This window comes from Planktotalea sp. (assembly GCF_039984035.1).
In the GTDB taxonomy this organism is placed as follows: Bacteria; Pseudomonadota; Alphaproteobacteria; order Rhodobacterales; family Rhodobacteraceae; genus Planktotalea.
The window spans coordinates 1-15,837 of the sequence record NZ_JBDWVM010000015.1; the positions used below are offsets into that span (position 1 = coordinate 1).

Consider the following 15,837-nt stretch of genomic DNA (forward strand, 5'->3'; position numbering starts at 1 on the left):
ACAAATCAAACCGCGCCCATGCGTTGCCATGAAGTTGATGGCTTCCGGCGTTGCCATCTGCGCTGGGATCACCAGATCGCCTTCGTTTTCGCGATCCTCATGGTCCACGAGAATGAACATCCGCCCATTGCGCGCATCTTCGATGATGTCCTGCGCTGGCGAAATCGCATCACGCAAATTGGCCTCAACGGGACCCGGATTTTCAAAGCTCATGGCAGCGCCTTTTCAATTGTTCATGCCCGCGAATACCCTAACGCGCAGGGCTTTTCCAGCGATTGATGCGTTCAATCAAAGATATCCTCGAGCGCATCCATCGCCTCTTCCATAACCCAACTAAGCGCCGATTTACGGCGCTTTTTCTTTTTCGGCTTTTTAAAGCTTTTGGGTTTTGGGCGATGCGAAACCGCCGCTGGTTTTGAACGGATCTCCGCGCGTGGCTCAACAGGATCAACGGGTACCTGTTTCATCATATGGATCGGCGCCCCGCAGGAGCTACAGCTCAGCTCATGACTGACCTTGCCGCGCAGAACAAGAGCCGCGCGCGCGCCGCAATAACAACAGGTGGTGATCTTGGTTGGATAGCCCAAAGTGCGACCTCTTCGTAAAACTAGCGTTAATTGCGGATCGAAACCTAAATTTCCGTTCTCACAGGTCCTGATCTTCCTAAACTAGGATCAATGCCGGATTTTTTAAGGGAGTTTCAAAAAATGTTTCAACGCCTTACCGCCCATATGCCCAGTGCAAACGCACCAAAGGATAATCTCACCCATGCGTTCAACAATGTCTCGCGCGGGATCGGCTTTATCGCACTTGCCCTGCCGCTTGGATGCCTGCTCGCGGGGTTGATCCGCTTCATTCCCCCATCAGACATTCAGGATTCTATTTCCCACTTTTACTACACACCTATTATGGGCGATTTTTTCGTCGGTTGCCTTTTCTTCAACGGCATTTTGCTAATGTTCATGTTTCACACCAACGGACGGCCTGTCAGCGGATGGAAGCGGCTAAGCGCTTGGGAGAGCATACTCATGCGATTGACTGGCTTTGCCGCCATTATGATCGCGCTTTTTCCAACCTCTGGCAAAAGCGACAGTTATGGTGAAACCGAATTGCTCAGAGTGTTTGTTCAGGGTGAGAAAGGCAGTGCACTGTTTCAGATTGGCGATTTGAGTAAGCTGGGCGGCCTGTCACTGCACTTTGTTTTCGCAGCTTTCATGTTCGCGTCCCTTGCCTATTTCACTGCCTGTGTCTTCACGCGCGATCACACGACGGAACTGGGCACCCCCGAAAGCCCGGCCACGCCAAATAAGCTAAAGCGCAATCGCATTTACCGCGTTTTAGGGGCTGCGATTGCGATCAGCATCGTGGCTATCGGACTGGGTTCAACCGGAACTCTGATTTCAGAGAAGAGTTGGGACGCCTTTAATGGCACTTTCATCTTTGAAGGCGTTGCTTTGGTGGCCTTCGGCCTCGCTTGGCTGATCAAAGGCCGCTTCTTCAAATCGCTCGCAGACTAATATCTGGGTCCGAGGTTTTCGTCTTTAGCGTGGCAGGCTTGCATAAAGTGCAACAGCCGCCGCGTTAGAGACGTTAAGCGAACCAAATTCGCCCAAGAACTCAATCTTAGCCAAGGAATCGACGGTTTCTTTGGTCTTTTCACGAAGGCCAGGCCCTTCCGCCCCCAACACGAGCGCAATCGGACGATCGCGTTTGCCTTCAAGCACGGTTTCTATGCTGTGCTCTGCTTCGCCATCAAGCCCAATAACAAAATACCCCATCTTTTGCAGGGCTTCGATGCTCTCGGCCAAATTGCGAATGCGCAGATAGGGCTGCCGCTCAAGCGCGCCGCTTGCTGTTTTGGCCAAAGCACCAGTTTCGGGCGCAGAGCCGCGATGTGTTCCAATGACTGCGCTCGCGCCAAAGACTTCAGCAGACCGCAAAATCGCACCGACATTGTGAGGGTCCGTCACCCGATCCAACAAAACCGCCCGCGGGACAGCAGCGGTTCCACCTACACACACATCTTCAAGACGTCCCCAAGAGAGCGCTTTCACTTCAAGCGCTGCGCCTTGGTGCACAGATTGCGGGTCAAGCGGCGCGTTGAATTTGCGCGGCTCACACATCTCCGGCTCCATACCAGAAAACGCAATTGCCTCTGCCAAACGATCTTGCGCATTGCGCGTGACCACCAACTTCAGCTTTTCACGCTCAGGGTTCATCAGCGCATCACGCACTGCGTGGATGCCAAAGAGCCAGATTGTTTCCGCAGCAGAGGCTTTTTTGTCCTGCTCTTTTTTCACGACCCACTTAGGTTTTTTCATCTTTTGCTCCCCTGAGCTAACGAGTTGCCCCGCCTTGCCCCGAATGAGTTGGCTTCGCAAGACTTTTTCGGGTTGACGGCTATTTGCGGCGCGGTTAATCACCCGCTCATGCTTCGGGTATTACTCGATGCAGTGGGCGACAGGCCGCAAGGTGTGGCAGGGGACTGTAACTCCCTCGCGGAGACGCACGCCTGGTTCGATTCCAGGGTCGCCCACCATTACTACCAAATCATTGAAATCCAATACCTTAGTGAATATACTCCCTGCTAGGGGGTTCATTTCTGGACACATTTTGAGGATTTCTGGACACAATGCCAGCGCACACGGTCGATCATCTCAAAATAAATGGTGGACGTTTCTACTATCGCAGACGTGTTCCAACCAGACATCAGAAGACGTTAGGGATCAAAAATTGGAACCGTCCATGCGGAAAGGTATCATACCAACAGGCTGTTGTTCTGGTCACTGGCTGGGCTGCAAAGCATGATGCCCTGATCAAATCGTTGGACGACCCTGAGACTGCCCTACAGGTCCGCCAAGAGACAGAAACTGCGAAAATGGCTCCGCATGTAGCCGATATGGTAAAGGCGCAACAAACGGGTACCTTGCCCCCCTCGTTCGATCCATTGGAAGCTGCACGTGCTGGATATGAGGCGGCTGCCTCTCATCCGAGTTTTGACGATCAAGATCGACTGGCCCGTTTCCGCGCTATCCATGACGCGTCATTCGGCCCACATGTTATCCCTCCTATTAATCCCGATGAACGTGACGAATTCGATCTGGTGAAGCGGAAGTTGGAACGTCGCATCACTGAACTGGGGGGTAATCCCATCACGATCACAGCGATGTCAGAAGGATACTTCAAGAAGAACCAGCTAAAGCCGGAGGTGAGAAACAAATACCGTCGTGTGATCAAGCGCCTCATCGCGCAAGTTGGTGACATCCCCCTGGATCACTTGAATGCAGATCGGCTTCGTGAGTTTCGTGATGCACAGCCAGACCATGTTAAAGCAAGTTCGCTTCAATCATTGTTCACTCCCATCAGAGGCATGTTCAAACACGCGATTGGTGAGGGCAAGATATCTGACAACCCAATGCCATCAATCGTCTTGAAGCGTGAGAAGCGTTCTAAACAGATGATCAAGTGTAAGCCTTTCTCCCCTGCGGAGGTGCGTCGTATCTTTGCAGCCATGGATGACGTGTGGGGATCACCGCTGCGTGGACTGTCTGATGAACGCCGAGTCGCTATACATATGGTGTGTCGAGTTCAGGCGTTCACGGCTATGCGTCCCAAGGAGGTTTTGTCTTTGATGCCCGAGAACGTCACAGAAAAGAGCTTGATCGTTATTGAATCGAAGACTGAGGGATCGGATCGGTCGATTCCGTTGCATCCAGAGATTGCTGACTTTCCTGAATTTTTCCACTCAGGAGGGTTCGATACATTCCTCTCGCAGAGGAAGGATCGGGTGCAGTCAGTGCGGCACAACTTCATCAGACTTATCAGGGAAATGATGGACCCGCCGATAATTCATGAAAAGAAGGTCCTCTACTCTTGGAGAACGACGTTCAGCAACGCGATGAGACGTGCTGGCGCAGATGGTGAGATGCGTCGTGCAATTCTGGGACACAAAGAAGCAGGTGCGTTGGCGCACTACGATGACGGTCCTGAGTTTTTCAAGAAGCGAAAGTGGATCAAGGCTTCCGATCCTAGAATCGACTACCCTGATCCGGGTGAAGACGATGATCTGGTCTGATTTACGATGAATATGGCTTCTGAGCGGCTAGATTCACTGTAGCGAGGCTGTCGCGGGATCATACGCCACACCTTTGATGGTCCCATCCCTGATCCGCTCTACGGCCTCATCTATGGCGAACAGCGGCACCAAGAACCATTCACGTGGTGTTACGGGATGTCCAAAGCGATCCTTGATTTCGATTTCCAATCGTGCCCGCTCGAAGACTCGGTGAAGCAGATTTTCAAGCTTAACGCGGTTGATGTTGTAAAGCTCATAGGTCGTGACGATCTCTACATCCGCCATCAGGAACGTCGGTTCCAGTTTGGCATTGGCGATCCGGCGTTCGACGCTTCCGCCAGTTACGCCGATCTTGTGCAACAAGTCACGGTTGGCAGTCACAACTGGTAAGTTCGACTTGCTACGCAGAACATAGATGATGCCACTTGCTTCATCGCCATCGGCAGAGACATCTGTAAAAAGCGGACCGGCGGTCGGATCACTGATCGTCCGGCTTGATTTGTCTTTGCTCATCGCCCTGTGCAAGGAACGCATCAACAGATTACTTTCGGTGCCGTTGTCGAATACGACACGGAGACGTGCATCCCAGTCGCCATAGTCCTGTTTGAACGGTTCACCGACCTCAGCAACATAGGCTTTCTGGCCTGATAGAATATAGAAACGGCCAGCTTCGATCTCTGCACTGGTTTCTGGCGGGCGTGTTGTGCGCAGACCAACATCAAGTTCGCTTTGAACCTGTTCGAACAACGGTTTGAACTTGTCGAAATCCGCACATGTTTCACGGTTTGCTATCTCTTCCGCAGCCCGCTTCTCGGCCACTGGGCGCACGTGCTTGAGTTCGGTGATATCTGATGCAACATCGTCTAGGTCGTCTAGGTCTTCCAAGTCCGAAGCCAGTGCGTCCAAATCAATGTCATCATCAATTTCGCTGGCTGTGGACGCTTCATTTAAGAGGCCCTGGTGGTCGCTAGACTGCAATAAGGCGACGTATGCTGGATTAGCGATCAAACTCTCCAGACGGACAGCATAGAGCCTTTCGAAGATGTCCTTATCGTCTCCGTGGCGTGGCGGGTGGCCAGCTTGTTCGGCAAACCGTTGGATATCTTCAAACCCTGCAATCACACGTTCATCAACGGCTGAGCGGGCGACAGGTTTGTCCTCGGTCGCGAATTCAGCCAAATCATCTGCAAGGGCATCTAGATCATCTGTCATAGCGACCCTCTTTGCGGAAACGCATGAAGGCTGTCGCCCCTTCGGCCATAAGCTGTTCATATGGGTCGGCGGCTGTCATTGATGGGGAACGTCCATTCTCTTTTTTGAAGCGGCTAGCACGTTTGGCCCATGTCACCGCGTCTTCGGGGGTAATCGGACTACGTTTGGCCGAGATTACGGAGGCAACCTGACGGAGGCTTTCTTCGTTCATTGATTTGGCGAGGATATTGTATGCTTCACCAAACGGATTAATCGAGTCGATCAGGTCGATGTCCAGATCACGGACATCCATGGCAAATTTACGCACACCGTCGATGAGTGCCGTGTTTGCTGATGGCTCTCTCTCATCTTCGTCCAATATGGCTTTCTTCGCCTGCTGGGTCAGGTTCATCGCAGCCACAGCCCGTTGACGCACAGCTTCCACATCACCTTCTTCAAGCTCGGGATAACGGTCCTTGATGATCTTGCCCATCCGAACAACGGTCAGTTCTTCGGGCACAAGCTCCTCATCGAACAACCCACGTTCAACAACTGGTTTGTCCTGCACAAATGCCGTGATGACCTCATTCAAGTCTTCCTGACAGATACGTTCCGCTTCTTTGGTCCTAGTTGCGGCGAGACCTTTGATCTCGATTTGGAATTGGCCGCTTTCCTCATTAAAGCCGACATTGGTCTTCTCGGGATCATACCCACTTTCACCATACTCGAAACCGGGCTCGGCTATTGAAGCTGTGGTCTTGGGAGTGAAGTTGAACCGTGGGGCAAGCACCTGTTCCATCAAAAGGCTGGCAGCGATGGCCTTTAGGGTGTCGTTGATCGCCTCGGTTACTGCCCCTTCGGATGCATCGGGCTCTGCGATTAGGTTGGTGAACCGCGAATGGGTCTTGCCCATAGCATCACGGGTCGCTCGTCCAATGATCTGGACAATCTCGGTCAAGCTGGCTCGGTAACCAACAGTCAAGGCGTGTTCGCACCAAATCCAGTCAAATCCCTCTTTGGCCATGCCGAGTGCGATGATGATATCCACATGATCGCGGTTGTTCTTCTGTTCGGGGTCTTTCAACGCTCGGGATACCCGCTCTCGTTTGACCGGATCATCGTCAACCAAATCCGCGATCTTTATCACATCGTTATCGACGGTCTTGACTAGGTAGAATCCCGTGTCTGGGTCTACTTCGATGTCCAGATCGTTCCCACCAGCAAGTGCATCGATGATGTGATCAACTTCCTTGTGTTTGTCCCCTGTGCTTTCACGAGCGTTGACGTTGGGGATGTGTAGGATCGTTTTTTCGGACGGGTTCAGAACCGCGAGGATGTCATCGGCGTAGGACCCTGTGTAAAAGAAGTAACCGATATCCAGCGTCTTTAGATGCTCATACCCGTTCAACTGCTCGTAATAAGTATAAGTGACGGTATCGAACTTGGACTCGTCCTCCGGCGACAGCACAGCTTCAGCATCCCCACGGAAGTAGCTGCCGGTCATCGCGACCACATGCACTCTGTCACGGGCGATCAACTGGCCCAGATGGGCACCCAGCTTGTTATCGGGGTTGGCACTGACGTGATGAAACTCATCCACAGCGATCAATCGGTCATCGAACACGTCGATCCCATACCTGTCCACGGCAAAGCGGAACGTGGCGTGGGTGCAGATCAAAATGCGATCACCACTTTCGAGGAAACGGCCAACGGCACCAACCTTGCCATCATCACCACCAGGGACATCGCACAGGTTCCACTGATGTTGGACGGTCCAGTCATAGTCAAATCCATAATCTGAGAGCGGCTCATTGTTGAAGCTGGACCCAATGGACTTCTCTGGCACCACAACTATGACCTGTTTCAGTCCTTGGTTTTCCAGCTTGTCCAATGCGATGAACATCAATGCCCGAGACTTGCCCGACGCCGGGGGTGATTTGATCAGCAGGTATTGTTCCCCACGTCGTTCATACGCCCGTTCCTGCATAGCCCGCATCCCAAGCTCGTTGGATGTGGTGGATGCGCCATTCCGGGCATAGGTAACGGATACTGAGGGGATTTTCTTAAATGACACGCGAATACTCCTGAACTGCTTTTTGGCCTGCGGCCCATGCCCTTGCAATGGCCTTATCTGAGGCAACAAAGAACTCTCCACCCAATGACGAGCCACCTTGTGCCAGGACATCTTTCATCCGCGCTTCTCCGACTAACCCGAGCTTCGAGTTGTCAAACGGTGGGCGGTTGTCCATCTCATTGGATCGAAGCAGCGACCAAGCGTATGTCCCAGCAGGAAGGGCTGCATTGAACGCATCCCGTCTGGTTGCGGGGCTGACTGACATGCCGACTTTTACGATGCTCCTGCCATTTGCAGGGTATCCCAAAAAGGCGTCGGTATCCCCATCAAGGCGCAACACATAGTTTTGCTTTGGGCCCTCGGCCTCACGTGTGTAGTAGCCTTGCTGCGACACTGGCCCCGGCTTGCTCGGTTGCAGCAAATCGCGACCAAAAACAGGCGATGCACCGTCTATTGCGATCTCGCCGAAGACAGAGGTTTCGACCAGTGTAATGTCCAAGAGCTTGTCCGCTTCATTGCGAGTCAGGCGAACACCTTGTGATCCAATATGCTGAGCCAACTTCAAAGAATAGCTTTCATCCGCGAAGTCATCGATGAGTTGATACGATTCAGGCGCGACCTTCCATGCACGGGTGGCTTTCACGGCAATGTCCCATTTGCCTTGTGACTCAGGGTCAGCTTCCTTAGCTGCCCATTCCGCTGGGTCCATGAATGCCTTGGCAAAGTTAACGCGATGAGAGACCTGCTGAACCCCAATGACCTGGCCCTGCTGATCTTTAGACGCTTTGCTCTTGTGACCATAGATCACAACCAATGCACCTGGCTGCGTTTCCCTGACAAACGTGTTGCGCTGACCCGAATTGGCAAAACCCAGGAAGCCCCACTTCGCAGGATCGAAACCGTAGAAGGTGGTCATCCAAACATTCGGTGTGTCGGCAGTGATTGCGTCGTAAGGGGTCATCATCGCTCGGGCACCTTCGTAGTCATCTTGGTACACATGTCGGTCAATCTTGGGCGGCGCTCTTTTCTGCATCGAAAAGGATTGGCTGGCGTCACTTTGGACCCGATGATCTGGAACCGTCGGGTCATCGGGACACCTCTTCGACGGTAGGAGCTTTCAACGTGGATTTCGCTAGAATGGCCTTTCGGCGTTCTTCTCGTTCAGTATCTCGCTTTTTGAATTTTGCGATTAACTCTGCTAGGTACTCTTTCGAGTCCCAGCCTTCGCTGAGGTCGGTTCGGCTCTTAACGGAAATACCGTGACGATTGCGGAGATCGTCGACGATATCCAACGCTTCCAATCCAAGCTGGGCGTAACCTTCCTGACGGGGTTCAAAGAACTCCTCATTGTAGGGCATGAAAGCATTTTCCGCTGAGGCTGAAACATATCTGTTGGTGCTTCTTGACTTGTTGGGCAACGCTAGGATGCGATGCATGAGCGTTTCGTCCAGGCTACGCCATGCGATGTCAGAGGGATAGTCGAGAGGGTCCGGTGTGGTGATCTGAGCCACGCAGTATTCCTGACCGTCATCGGTCTGACCAGCGGGCCTACCGTAAGCATACCCGTCGTCGCCAGCGACATCGATGCACTTGTTGGCATACTCTTCCAAGATGCAGATTAGCCGGATGGCAGAGTATGATCCATCAAGGCGGCGTTCCCGCCAGTGCGCCCAACTGTCCTTTGAGATAGCAATGATGCTCCCGAGGATCACGCCAAACAATCCAAACCAAGCTTCAGTCATGCTGCCGCACTCCTAGCGTCCAGCCTTCTCAGTAGGAGCCTTAGTGTGATAGTCACGATCTGAAGCCGGAAAGTACAATCATCTTCTTCCGATAACCCAGGGTGGCTACCTTCAGGGTGCAAACGGGCCCACAAACCTTTAATGAATTGTGGCTTTTGATCTTGCAGGTGCCACTCGTTGTATTCGGGGTATAGGAACGCAGGGTTCGCTTCACCAAGCACCTTCAGGTACTGTGCCATGTTGGCCTTTGGATCGTTCCCAAGCCGTTCCGAAATGCCATGAATGACCGCCTCGAAACACGAACGAAGCTGGGCATTCGAGGCAGCCCAATCTCCCCGTGAAAACGCAGCGATGCATTGATCAAGGTGCCCTTTGGCGACAGTGAGCCCAAGCTTGATCAGCAGTGTTTCTAGCTCCGACTGGACCGCCCTAACATCCATGGATGGAACGTCGTCAGGCAACATCCGGCGCAGCACCAAACGTGTGACCACCCTAGAATTACCAAAGATGTCATCCGCACCAGTCTCGTATTCTTCCTCACAGACTTCGAAACCATCGAGCCGCAGTCCTGCTATTAGTCTCGTCCAAAACGGCTGCCCTGTCGGATCACGATGGGGATGTTCACCAATTGCATGTTCAACCATAGCTCTGCTCAAAGCCATTGTTCCGAGAGGTGTGTAGACATCGCGGTCATTATTTAGTGCGAGTTGAGCAAGGGCATTCGTCCGCGAAAGCAATGCTCCGCCGCCACACTCACGGTCCACGCCCCATTGTGTTGCTCGTGACGAGAACTGGTTCTGGGTGTGAGAATATTCGATGACTTCTGATGCTGCGACAATTGTCATGTTGTTGAAATCAGGCATTCAAACCTCCAACCTTCGTTGTCATCTTGGTATACATCTCGAACAGTTTCTCCAGCCGTTCGGTGTCGTTCTTGAAGCGTCTACCGATGTAGATGCGTTCGAGCACTTCGTCGTTGCGGTCGTGGGCGTCGCGGAGGTTTTGGGGCATGGCGTCGGGTTTGTAGAGGTCGGCGATGGTGGCGGGGAAGTGGGCTTCCCTTGCCAGCAGGATATCTTCGGCACAGCGGGTCAGGTCGGCCTTGTTCTTTTCGGTCAACTTGGGGACTGGGAAGGTGTTCCAGCCGAGGGTATTGGAATAGCGGTAGTCGGTTTTCATCTTGCCGCAGACTGTGCCGATCCAGACAAGGTGGATGCGGGATGCGATGAGGGCCATGTTCCAAAGTGGAGCGTCGTAGAGGGCAAAGGCGAGATTAGTCACCGTTGATTTTGCATCCAACAGGCCGACGGGGAGATAATCACGGCTTTCAGATGATACACTTGGCATCGCGATAGCATGAGTGGTTCCGATATTCATTTCCCGCATTTGATGGCTGCGTTGTGCCATCTCGTTGGCACTTTTGTCGCGACTGGATAGCCTCATCTGCTCCACTGCCTCGACACGGCTCAGAACCGTCTGAATTTCCCTGGCTTCAGGCCAGTCCTTATCTTCGATCCAAAGCGCATAACGGGCAATCCCCCGTATAAACTCTGCCGAACCACATATTCGTCGGATGAACTTGTCACGCTGCCTTTGAGTTAATCCAAGTTGATCAACTTCATTCGAAGTTAGTAGAAGATTGCCCCCATCAACGGGCTTGTTTCCGAATTTCATCACAGCAATACCGCTTAACGGTTTAGACGCTTTAGTAACGACGATACTGTGTGCGCCGACCAGATAGGCGTTGATGTTGCCGACTTCCTTCGAGATCATTTCGTTTTCATCATCCAGCGAGAATATCCGCTTCACCCGACCAGCTACATTCGTGATTGCAACAATGGCCACCGTCACACCCGCGTTGTGGCTGGCAAGGTTGGCCCATTTGAATGAGGTATGGGCAAAGGTTATCTCGTGTCCGTCACGAAACAGGGTTGGCCACAGGATCGGCACCTGTTGCCCCTGACAGATCGAGTTGGTCGTCACAAATGCACTGACGGTGGGCGTATGCAGGGCATAATCCGCCGCCTTCATGAACCAGCCCGCCACATAGTCCAGCGACTTCCAGCTTTTCACTCGCCCGTCAAAGATGCGACCCAGGTCTTCTTTCTGTTCGGTCGATTGCCACGTGGAACCCAGATACGGCGGGTTGCCACAGATATAGGTCTCGCCCCCCTCATTCTCAAAATCAATCGCGGCTTGTTCCAATGGGGTATCGAACAGATCGTCCGAGGTCAGCTTGACCGCCTTGCCCGTGGGCGGACACACGTCCAGCCAGTCCAACCGCAGGGCGTTGCCTTGGGTGATCCAGTTCTTGGCATCCAGTGGCAGGAAAGTATCTCGTGCTACCTTTGGCCCCCGATAGGTCACATCGCATTGGTATTCGGCTATGATCAGGGCCAGACGGGCGATCTCTGCCGAGAAGTCCCGCAGTTCGATCCCACGGAAATTCTGGATGCTGATGTCGGATTCACGTGTCGCTTCACCACGTCGTTCGTTGATCTGCGCTTCAATCGCCCGCATCTGTTTGTAGGCAATGACAAGGAAGTTGCCCGATCCACAAGCAGGATCAAACACACGGATATTCGACATGCGTTTGCGCAGGTTCAGCAGCTTTTGCGGGCTGTCACCCGCACGGCCCAGATGATCCCGCAGGTCATCCAGAAACAGCGGGTTCAGTACCTTGAGGATGTTGGGAACGGATGTGTAGTGCATCCCCAGCATGGACCGTTCTTCATCGTCAGCCACAGCCTGGATCATGGAGCCAAAGATATCCGGATTGATCTGATCCCACGGTAGCCCGCCGATCTGGATCAGGTAGCGTTGAGCGATCAGGGAGAATTCCGGGACTTCATGGTTCCCTGAAAACAGCCCACCATTCACATAAGGAAATGTGTTGGCCCAGTTGGGGAGCTTGGCAGATGCACGGTCTTTGATTGGGGTGTCCATAGCGCGGAAGAGTTCGCCAATGACCTCGTGTGTGTTGGACCCGTCGCGTTTGGCGAAGGTATTGACCGTGGTGGTAAAGAGGTTCTCACCGCTCAGGATGTCCGTGTCTTCCGCAAAGAAAAGGAAGATCAGCCGAGCGATAAAGTGGTTCATATCATGACTACGGTTGCCCCAATCTGGGTTGTCTGTGCGCAGTGTGACGTAAAGCTTGTTCAACCGTAGCGTGGCACGGACATCGAATTCAGACTCGCTTAGTTGTTTGGTTTTGGACAGGCCAGCGAGAGGCCAGAAGAAGACGAAATGGTTGGGTAGGTCTGTATAGGAGCAGGCGATCACGTCACCGGTTTGTAAGTCTTCTGCTTCGATTTGCTGACCATCGGTGGCCAGCACAAAGCGGACCTTGTTACGTTTGGTTTGGGTTGCTTTGCTGTCCTTGAGGTTAGTCAGCGTTTCGGGAACTTCACCAGCATCGCAGGTCTTGATGTGGATCGAACCAGATTGCAGGACACCATCCATATCAGATTTGTTGGACGTGCCCTTACGCAGTTTCTTGGATCGTGCAGCCGAATTATCGAAGCATTCAAGGAAGGCATAGGGAAACTCTGATCCGTCGTATGACTGATCAGCGAGGTCTGAGATAGCTTGTTCAATTTCAACTGCGTTCACTCGTTACTTCCTGAAAATCATCTCGACGAACTCGGTGTGGTAATCTGTGTTAAAGTCACTGCCAGATGCCGGATCACGGATGATCCGTTCAATCTCGGTCTCGTAGACATTAGCCACAACATCGGCGATCTTTTCGGGTGACGGTTTAACCTTCAGCTTTTGGATCACATGCTGGACGAAGCTCACAACGGCCTTCATCCGCTGCACATCAACTGTGGAGGGCATGGTCACAAGCCTCCCCAATAGTAGATCGGGGAGAGAAACCTGATAGTACTTTGCGAGGTCTTCCAGCCGAGCCGCTGAAACCATTGATTGGCCATCCTCCATCCGAAACAGCGATACCTCAGAGAACCCAAGGTATGCTGCAGCATCTTTTGCGGAAATGCCAGCCCGCTTACGGGCGCGTTTAAGCTCCCAAGATATTTGCTTGTTTCGTTCTTTCTCATCCATGCCCCCTTTTATTACTTAATACGTAATCTGACGCCATCGCTTTCTATCAACTTCACGAGATACAGATTGACGAATCAGTACGTATTACGTAATAAGTAATAGTGCGATTACGAGAATTCCTAAAGTCCAACAATCTTCAGATGGCCCAATTTGGTGCGCAGATCGGCACCTCAGGACCAACAATATGCCGCATCGCCGGTGGGCAGGTTCCACGGCGAGATTTGATGATCAAAATCTATGAAGCCACCGGCGGGCTCGTGACACCAAACGATCTCGTCGGAATCACCTTAGATCGACCCCGATCTCGGGACGGGATGGTCGATCCCCAACAACCGAAATTGAATGAAGGAGAAACTCAATGAAGCGAATTTTGATAACACTGCTGTGCTTGGCATCACCTGCATTGGCCGATGACAGCAGCATGTATGAGAGTGTGGATGCGTTCATGGCTGACTTGGAGCAGATGGCGATCCGTTGCGGGGAAATGCCCGTTGGAAAAATTGAAGAAGAAATCTTTGGCCTCCGTTTCAGTCGTGGTTCAGGTGATCGCTGTACGCTTGGGCGCGGAGAAATTGATCCAAAGGTTGTCGCATTCTTCGCAGATCATGAGATATCATGGGCTGGCCTCGTAGATGATGAAAGCATCTGGGTTTCTGCTAAGTAACGGCTCTAACGCGATACCTTGTGCACCATAATCGACACCAATAAGCAACCTACCTATGCCACCATTTCGATCTCCCCTTTCAGTGGTTGCAATGCCCAAGCTTGCACGATTTGGAACAAGTCTAACCTGAGACTACTGATGTGATCGTCAGTAAGATTTCCCATCGATATGAAGTGCCAAACACGCAGAGGGTCCGCAGGGTTCACAATGAAAAGCCCATCATAGCATTCTGATGGGTACGTTTCGTGCCTGACACATTGGGTCTCGATGCAGTCCGGCTCGAATGCATCTTTGATTGAAAACGTTAGCTGCCCCGACTCGGCGATGTGATCCAATTTAAGCACGACCGTAACCGGATTGGTCGTATCCAAAATGAGGAATTGCTTTCCGACATCCGATGAAACGAAACGGGACCGAGGGTTGGATTTAATATGGACCGTTTTGTCTGAAACCACGGAATAGCGATCTTCCATTTTGCTATACCACCTCCAGTCGATGCAATCGTGGTAAGGCATAGGGGCTGAGCAACCAGACGCAACGCCCCGATCTCCTACTCGAAGGGCCTTGGTTGTTGGCTCCTGTCGCTTCAACGCATCAGCTTTGTTGTTGATTGAGGGTTCCATGGTGATGTTCCTTTTCCCAGCGACATTCACCGATGGGTTTTGATCTGAAATGAAGTGCCGATCTGGGTCGAAAACCGGTGGTGTTCGAACATCTGCTGAATTCTGGTGTACGCTCCAGATCGGCTATGAATTTAGACGAAGACTAAGGTATCAACTCTCTTCGGCAATCTGGTGAGCTATCCGATAGTATTCTGGATCAGCAACTACCAGACTAAGCCAGTCAATGAATTCCAATGCGCAATCGCTTGCTTCATGCAATAACGGTGACATCAGAACCTGCCTTCGAACCATTGAACAACTATTTACTTGGTATCGAATGCCAATGTGTTCGTTCTGATTACGGGGATTTACGACCACTGTAGTAGTAAGGCAGAAGGCCGGTGGCATTATCCGAAACTCCACTTCCGCTGGATCGATTGCTCGATCTTGCTCTTCGTACTCATAGTCGCCAACGAACAGCCGATCTACTATGATTTCAGTTGCATAAGCTTGCTCTGCGTCCATCCGCACATAAAAGGCGGCGAACCCATAATTTGTTCCCTCTTCATCAACTCGGAATACAGTGTACCGCCTTAATGGATCAACAATTTCTGCGCAGGTGACCGGCTGTGGATGCGGTGTATAACTCCCGACAACTCTTGGAGCCTTCGAAAGCGGTAGCATTCTAACAAACATTTCATTGGGCCTACCTGCGGCTTCGATTTCGTCTTGGACATCATCGGTCCACAGTATTTCTAGTTCAGAAGCCGACCTTGCTGTTGGTTGGTAAAGCCGTTGGTCGAATGATCTAAACACTTGCACATGTGCTGCCTGTTGATGGTACCACATATAAAGCTGTTTTTCGGCCTCAATACGTTCGGAGTTGTTCAATGTATGGGGCGTTTCTTCAATGATTGTTGGCATTTCTAATTATCCAATGCGTTGTCTCCAACGACCTCTCGCCGTTGGTAAATGTATTTAGGGAAAACTGTCCCGCAGATGACCCGGTTTGTCTGCCGTTGAAAAACGTCTTTAATATCAGGAACCTGCATCCACTTCGGAGTTGAAACCTTCTTCCAACGCGAAGTCTGCCGGTTTCTACTAAATACAAATGACGATGCGCCGCTTATGGCCATCGCATAGATGACAGGAAAGACACCAATGTTTGATACGAAATGGACAATAAGAGGCGTTGATAGCGAAGTCCGAGAAACAATGAAGAGCATTCATCTGCACACTGGTATCCCTTACGGCAGGCTGATCACCATGGCGTTATGGGAATGGATCGATACATTAGATGTGGAAGACCCGGTTCCAGTTACACTGCCATACGAAAAGGCGACGTGACACGTTTATTGCGACGTTTTTCCTTACCACACTCAAATTGCGAAGGCGTTGAAAATCAACATAACGCATCTGAAGAGATA

At 51.9% G+C, this 15,837-nt stretch carries 16 protein-coding genes and 1 tRNA gene; 5 read left to right on the forward strand and 12 right to left on the reverse strand.

Annotated elements, in window-relative coordinates; translation table 11 throughout:
* On the reverse strand, positions 1-213 hold a 213-nt coding region (locus tag ABJQ89_RS00740), incomplete at its 3' end, for a 3,4-dihydroxy-2-butanone-4-phosphate synthase (RefSeq protein WP_348494368.1).
* A 71-nt stretch (positions 214-284) separates the two neighbouring features.
* Entirely contained in the window at positions 285-587 is a 303-nt protein-coding gene (locus tag ABJQ89_RS00745) for a hypothetical protein (RefSeq protein ID WP_348494369.1), read from the reverse strand.
* Between the two features lie 120 nt (positions 588-707).
* Between ABJQ89_RS00745 and ABJQ89_RS00750 the strand changes: the two genes are divergently transcribed.
* Positions 708-1,517, forward strand: coding sequence for a hypothetical protein (locus ABJQ89_RS00750; RefSeq protein ID WP_348494370.1), 810 nt, complete (start codon positions 708-710; stop codon positions 1,515-1,517).
* 24 nt (positions 1,518-1,541) lie between these two features.
* Here the strand turns inward: ABJQ89_RS00750 and rlmB are convergent, their stop codons facing one another.
* Positions 1,542-2,321 carry a 23S rRNA (guanosine(2251)-2'-O)-methyltransferase RlmB gene (rlmB, locus tag ABJQ89_RS00755; protein ID WP_348494371.1) on the reverse strand — a complete coding sequence of 260 codons (780 nt, stop codon included), beginning with the start codon at positions 2,319-2,321 and terminating at the stop codon, positions 1,542-1,544.
* 134 nt (positions 2,322-2,455) lie between these two features.
* On the opposite strand from rlmB, the gene ABJQ89_RS00760 reads away from it, so the two are divergent.
* Both ABJQ89_RS00760 and ABJQ89_RS00765 read left to right on the forward strand, forming a co-directional pair.
* Positions 2,456-2,539, forward strand: a tRNA-Tyr gene (locus ABJQ89_RS00760).
* 93 nt (positions 2,540-2,632) lie between these two features.
* Entirely contained in the window at positions 2,633-4,075 is a 1,443-nt protein-coding gene (locus ABJQ89_RS00765; protein ID WP_348494372.1) for a hypothetical protein, read from the forward strand.
* A 33-nt stretch (positions 4,076-4,108) separates the two neighbouring features.
* Here ABJQ89_RS00765 and ABJQ89_RS00770 read toward each other — a convergent pair whose 3' ends face one another.
* The 7 genes from ABJQ89_RS00770 to ABJQ89_RS00800 all read right to left on the reverse strand — a co-directional run bounded on the left by ABJQ89_RS00770 (position 4,109) and on the right by ABJQ89_RS00800 (position 13,144).
* On the reverse strand, positions 4,109-5,287 hold the full coding sequence (locus ABJQ89_RS00770; RefSeq protein WP_348494373.1) for a GIY-YIG nuclease family protein: 1,179 nt from the start codon (positions 5,285-5,287) through the stop codon (positions 4,109-4,111).
* Positions 5,277-7,340, reverse strand: coding sequence for a DEAD/DEAH box helicase family protein (locus ABJQ89_RS00775; RefSeq protein ID WP_348494374.1), 2,064 nt, complete (start codon positions 7,338-7,340; stop codon positions 5,277-5,279). Before ABJQ89_RS00775 ends, ABJQ89_RS00770 begins: the two co-directional genes overlap by 11 nt.
* Positions 7,330-8,304: a hypothetical protein gene (locus ABJQ89_RS00780; protein ID WP_348494375.1), complete on the reverse strand. Its 975-nt coding sequence runs from the start codon at positions 8,302-8,304 to the stop codon at positions 7,330-7,332. Before ABJQ89_RS00780 ends, ABJQ89_RS00775 begins: the two co-directional genes overlap by 11 nt.
* 121 nt (positions 8,305-8,425) lie before the next feature.
* The gene (locus tag ABJQ89_RS00785) at positions 8,426-9,082 is read right to left on the reverse strand and encodes a hypothetical protein (RefSeq protein ID WP_348494376.1); all 657 of its coding nucleotides are present in this window, start codon (positions 9,080-9,082) and stop codon (positions 8,426-8,428) included.
* A complete protein-coding gene (locus ABJQ89_RS00790) occupies positions 9,079-9,945 on the reverse strand; it encodes a hypothetical protein (protein WP_348494377.1) in 867 nt (288 codons plus the stop codon). Before ABJQ89_RS00790 ends, ABJQ89_RS00785 begins: the two co-directional genes overlap by 4 nt.
* Positions 9,938-12,694 (reverse strand): DNA methyltransferase, encoded by a 2,757-nt coding sequence (locus ABJQ89_RS00795; protein WP_348494378.1) that lies wholly within the window; start codon positions 12,692-12,694, stop codon positions 9,938-9,940. Before ABJQ89_RS00795 ends, ABJQ89_RS00790 begins: the two co-directional genes overlap by 8 nt.
* Before the next feature lie 3 nt (positions 12,695-12,697).
* Positions 12,698-13,144, reverse strand: coding sequence for a helix-turn-helix transcriptional regulator (locus ABJQ89_RS00800; RefSeq protein ID WP_348494379.1), 447 nt, complete (start codon positions 13,142-13,144; stop codon positions 12,698-12,700).
* A 358-nt stretch (positions 13,145-13,502) separates the two neighbouring features.
* Here ABJQ89_RS00800 and ABJQ89_RS00805 point away from each other — a divergent pair, with 358 nt between their 5' ends.
* Positions 13,503-13,808 (forward strand): hypothetical protein, encoded by a 306-nt coding sequence (locus tag ABJQ89_RS00805; RefSeq protein WP_348494380.1) that lies wholly within the window; start codon positions 13,503-13,505, stop codon positions 13,806-13,808.
* A gap of 53 nt (positions 13,809-13,861) precedes the next feature.
* Here ABJQ89_RS00805 and ABJQ89_RS00810 read toward each other — a convergent pair whose 3' ends face one another.
* Both ABJQ89_RS00810 and ABJQ89_RS00815 read right to left on the reverse strand, forming a co-directional pair.
* The gene (locus tag ABJQ89_RS00810) at positions 13,862-14,281 is read right to left on the reverse strand and encodes a hypothetical protein (RefSeq protein WP_348494381.1); all 420 of its coding nucleotides are present in this window, start codon (positions 14,279-14,281) and stop codon (positions 13,862-13,864) included.
* 300 nt (positions 14,282-14,581) lie between these two features.
* Positions 14,582-15,334 carry a hypothetical protein gene (locus ABJQ89_RS00815; protein WP_348494382.1) on the reverse strand — a complete coding sequence of 251 codons (753 nt, stop codon included), beginning with the start codon at positions 15,332-15,334 and terminating at the stop codon, positions 14,582-14,584.
* 237 nt (positions 15,335-15,571) lie between these two features.
* On the opposite strand from ABJQ89_RS00815, the gene ABJQ89_RS00820 reads away from it, so the two are divergent.
* Complete coding sequence (locus ABJQ89_RS00820) at positions 15,572-15,757, forward strand: hypothetical protein (protein ID WP_348494383.1); 186 nt, start codon at positions 15,572-15,574, stop codon at positions 15,755-15,757.
* Positions 15,758-15,837: the final 80 nt, after the last annotated feature.

Bases quoted from the DNA above. Each gene is read 5' to 3' on its own strand.
- ABJQ89_RS00750 (WP_348494370.1), top strand. From the start codon at position 708: ATGTTTCAACGCCTTACCGCCCATATGCCCAGTGCAAACGCACCAAAG.
- rlmB (WP_348494371.1), bottom strand. From the start codon at position 2,321: ATGAAAAAACCTAAGTGGGTCGTGAAAAAAGAGCAGGACAAAAAAGCC.
- ABJQ89_RS00765 (WP_348494372.1), top strand. From the start codon at position 2,633: ATGCCAGCGCACACGGTCGATCATCTCAAAATAAATGGTGGACGTTTC.
- ABJQ89_RS00770 (WP_348494373.1), bottom strand. From the start codon at position 5,287: ATGACAGATGATCTAGATGCCCTTGCAGATGATTTGGCTGAATTCGCG.
- ABJQ89_RS00780 (WP_348494375.1), bottom strand. From the start codon at position 8,304: ATGATGACCCCTTACGACGCAATCACTGCCGACACACCGAATGTTTGG.
- ABJQ89_RS00785 (WP_348494376.1), bottom strand. From the start codon at position 9,082: ATGACTGAAGCTTGGTTTGGATTGTTTGGCGTGATCCTCGGGAGCATC.
- ABJQ89_RS00790 (WP_348494377.1), bottom strand. From the start codon at position 9,945: ATGCCTGATTTCAACAACATGACAATTGTCGCAGCATCAGAAGTCATC.
- ABJQ89_RS00800 (WP_348494379.1), bottom strand. From the start codon at position 13,144: ATGGATGAGAAAGAACGAAACAAGCAAATATCTTGGGAGCTTAAACGC.
- ABJQ89_RS00805 (WP_348494380.1), top strand. From the start codon at position 13,503: ATGAAGCGAATTTTGATAACACTGCTGTGCTTGGCATCACCTGCATTG.
- ABJQ89_RS00810 (WP_348494381.1), bottom strand. From the start codon at position 14,281: ATGGAAGATCGCTATTCCGTGGTTTCAGACAAAACGGTCCATATTAAA.
- ABJQ89_RS00815 (WP_348494382.1), bottom strand. From the start codon at position 15,334: ATGCCAACAATCATTGAAGAAACGCCCCATACATTGAACAACTCCGAA.
- ABJQ89_RS00820 (WP_348494383.1), top strand. From the start codon at position 15,572: ATGTTTGATACGAAATGGACAATAAGAGGCGTTGATAGCGAAGTCCGA.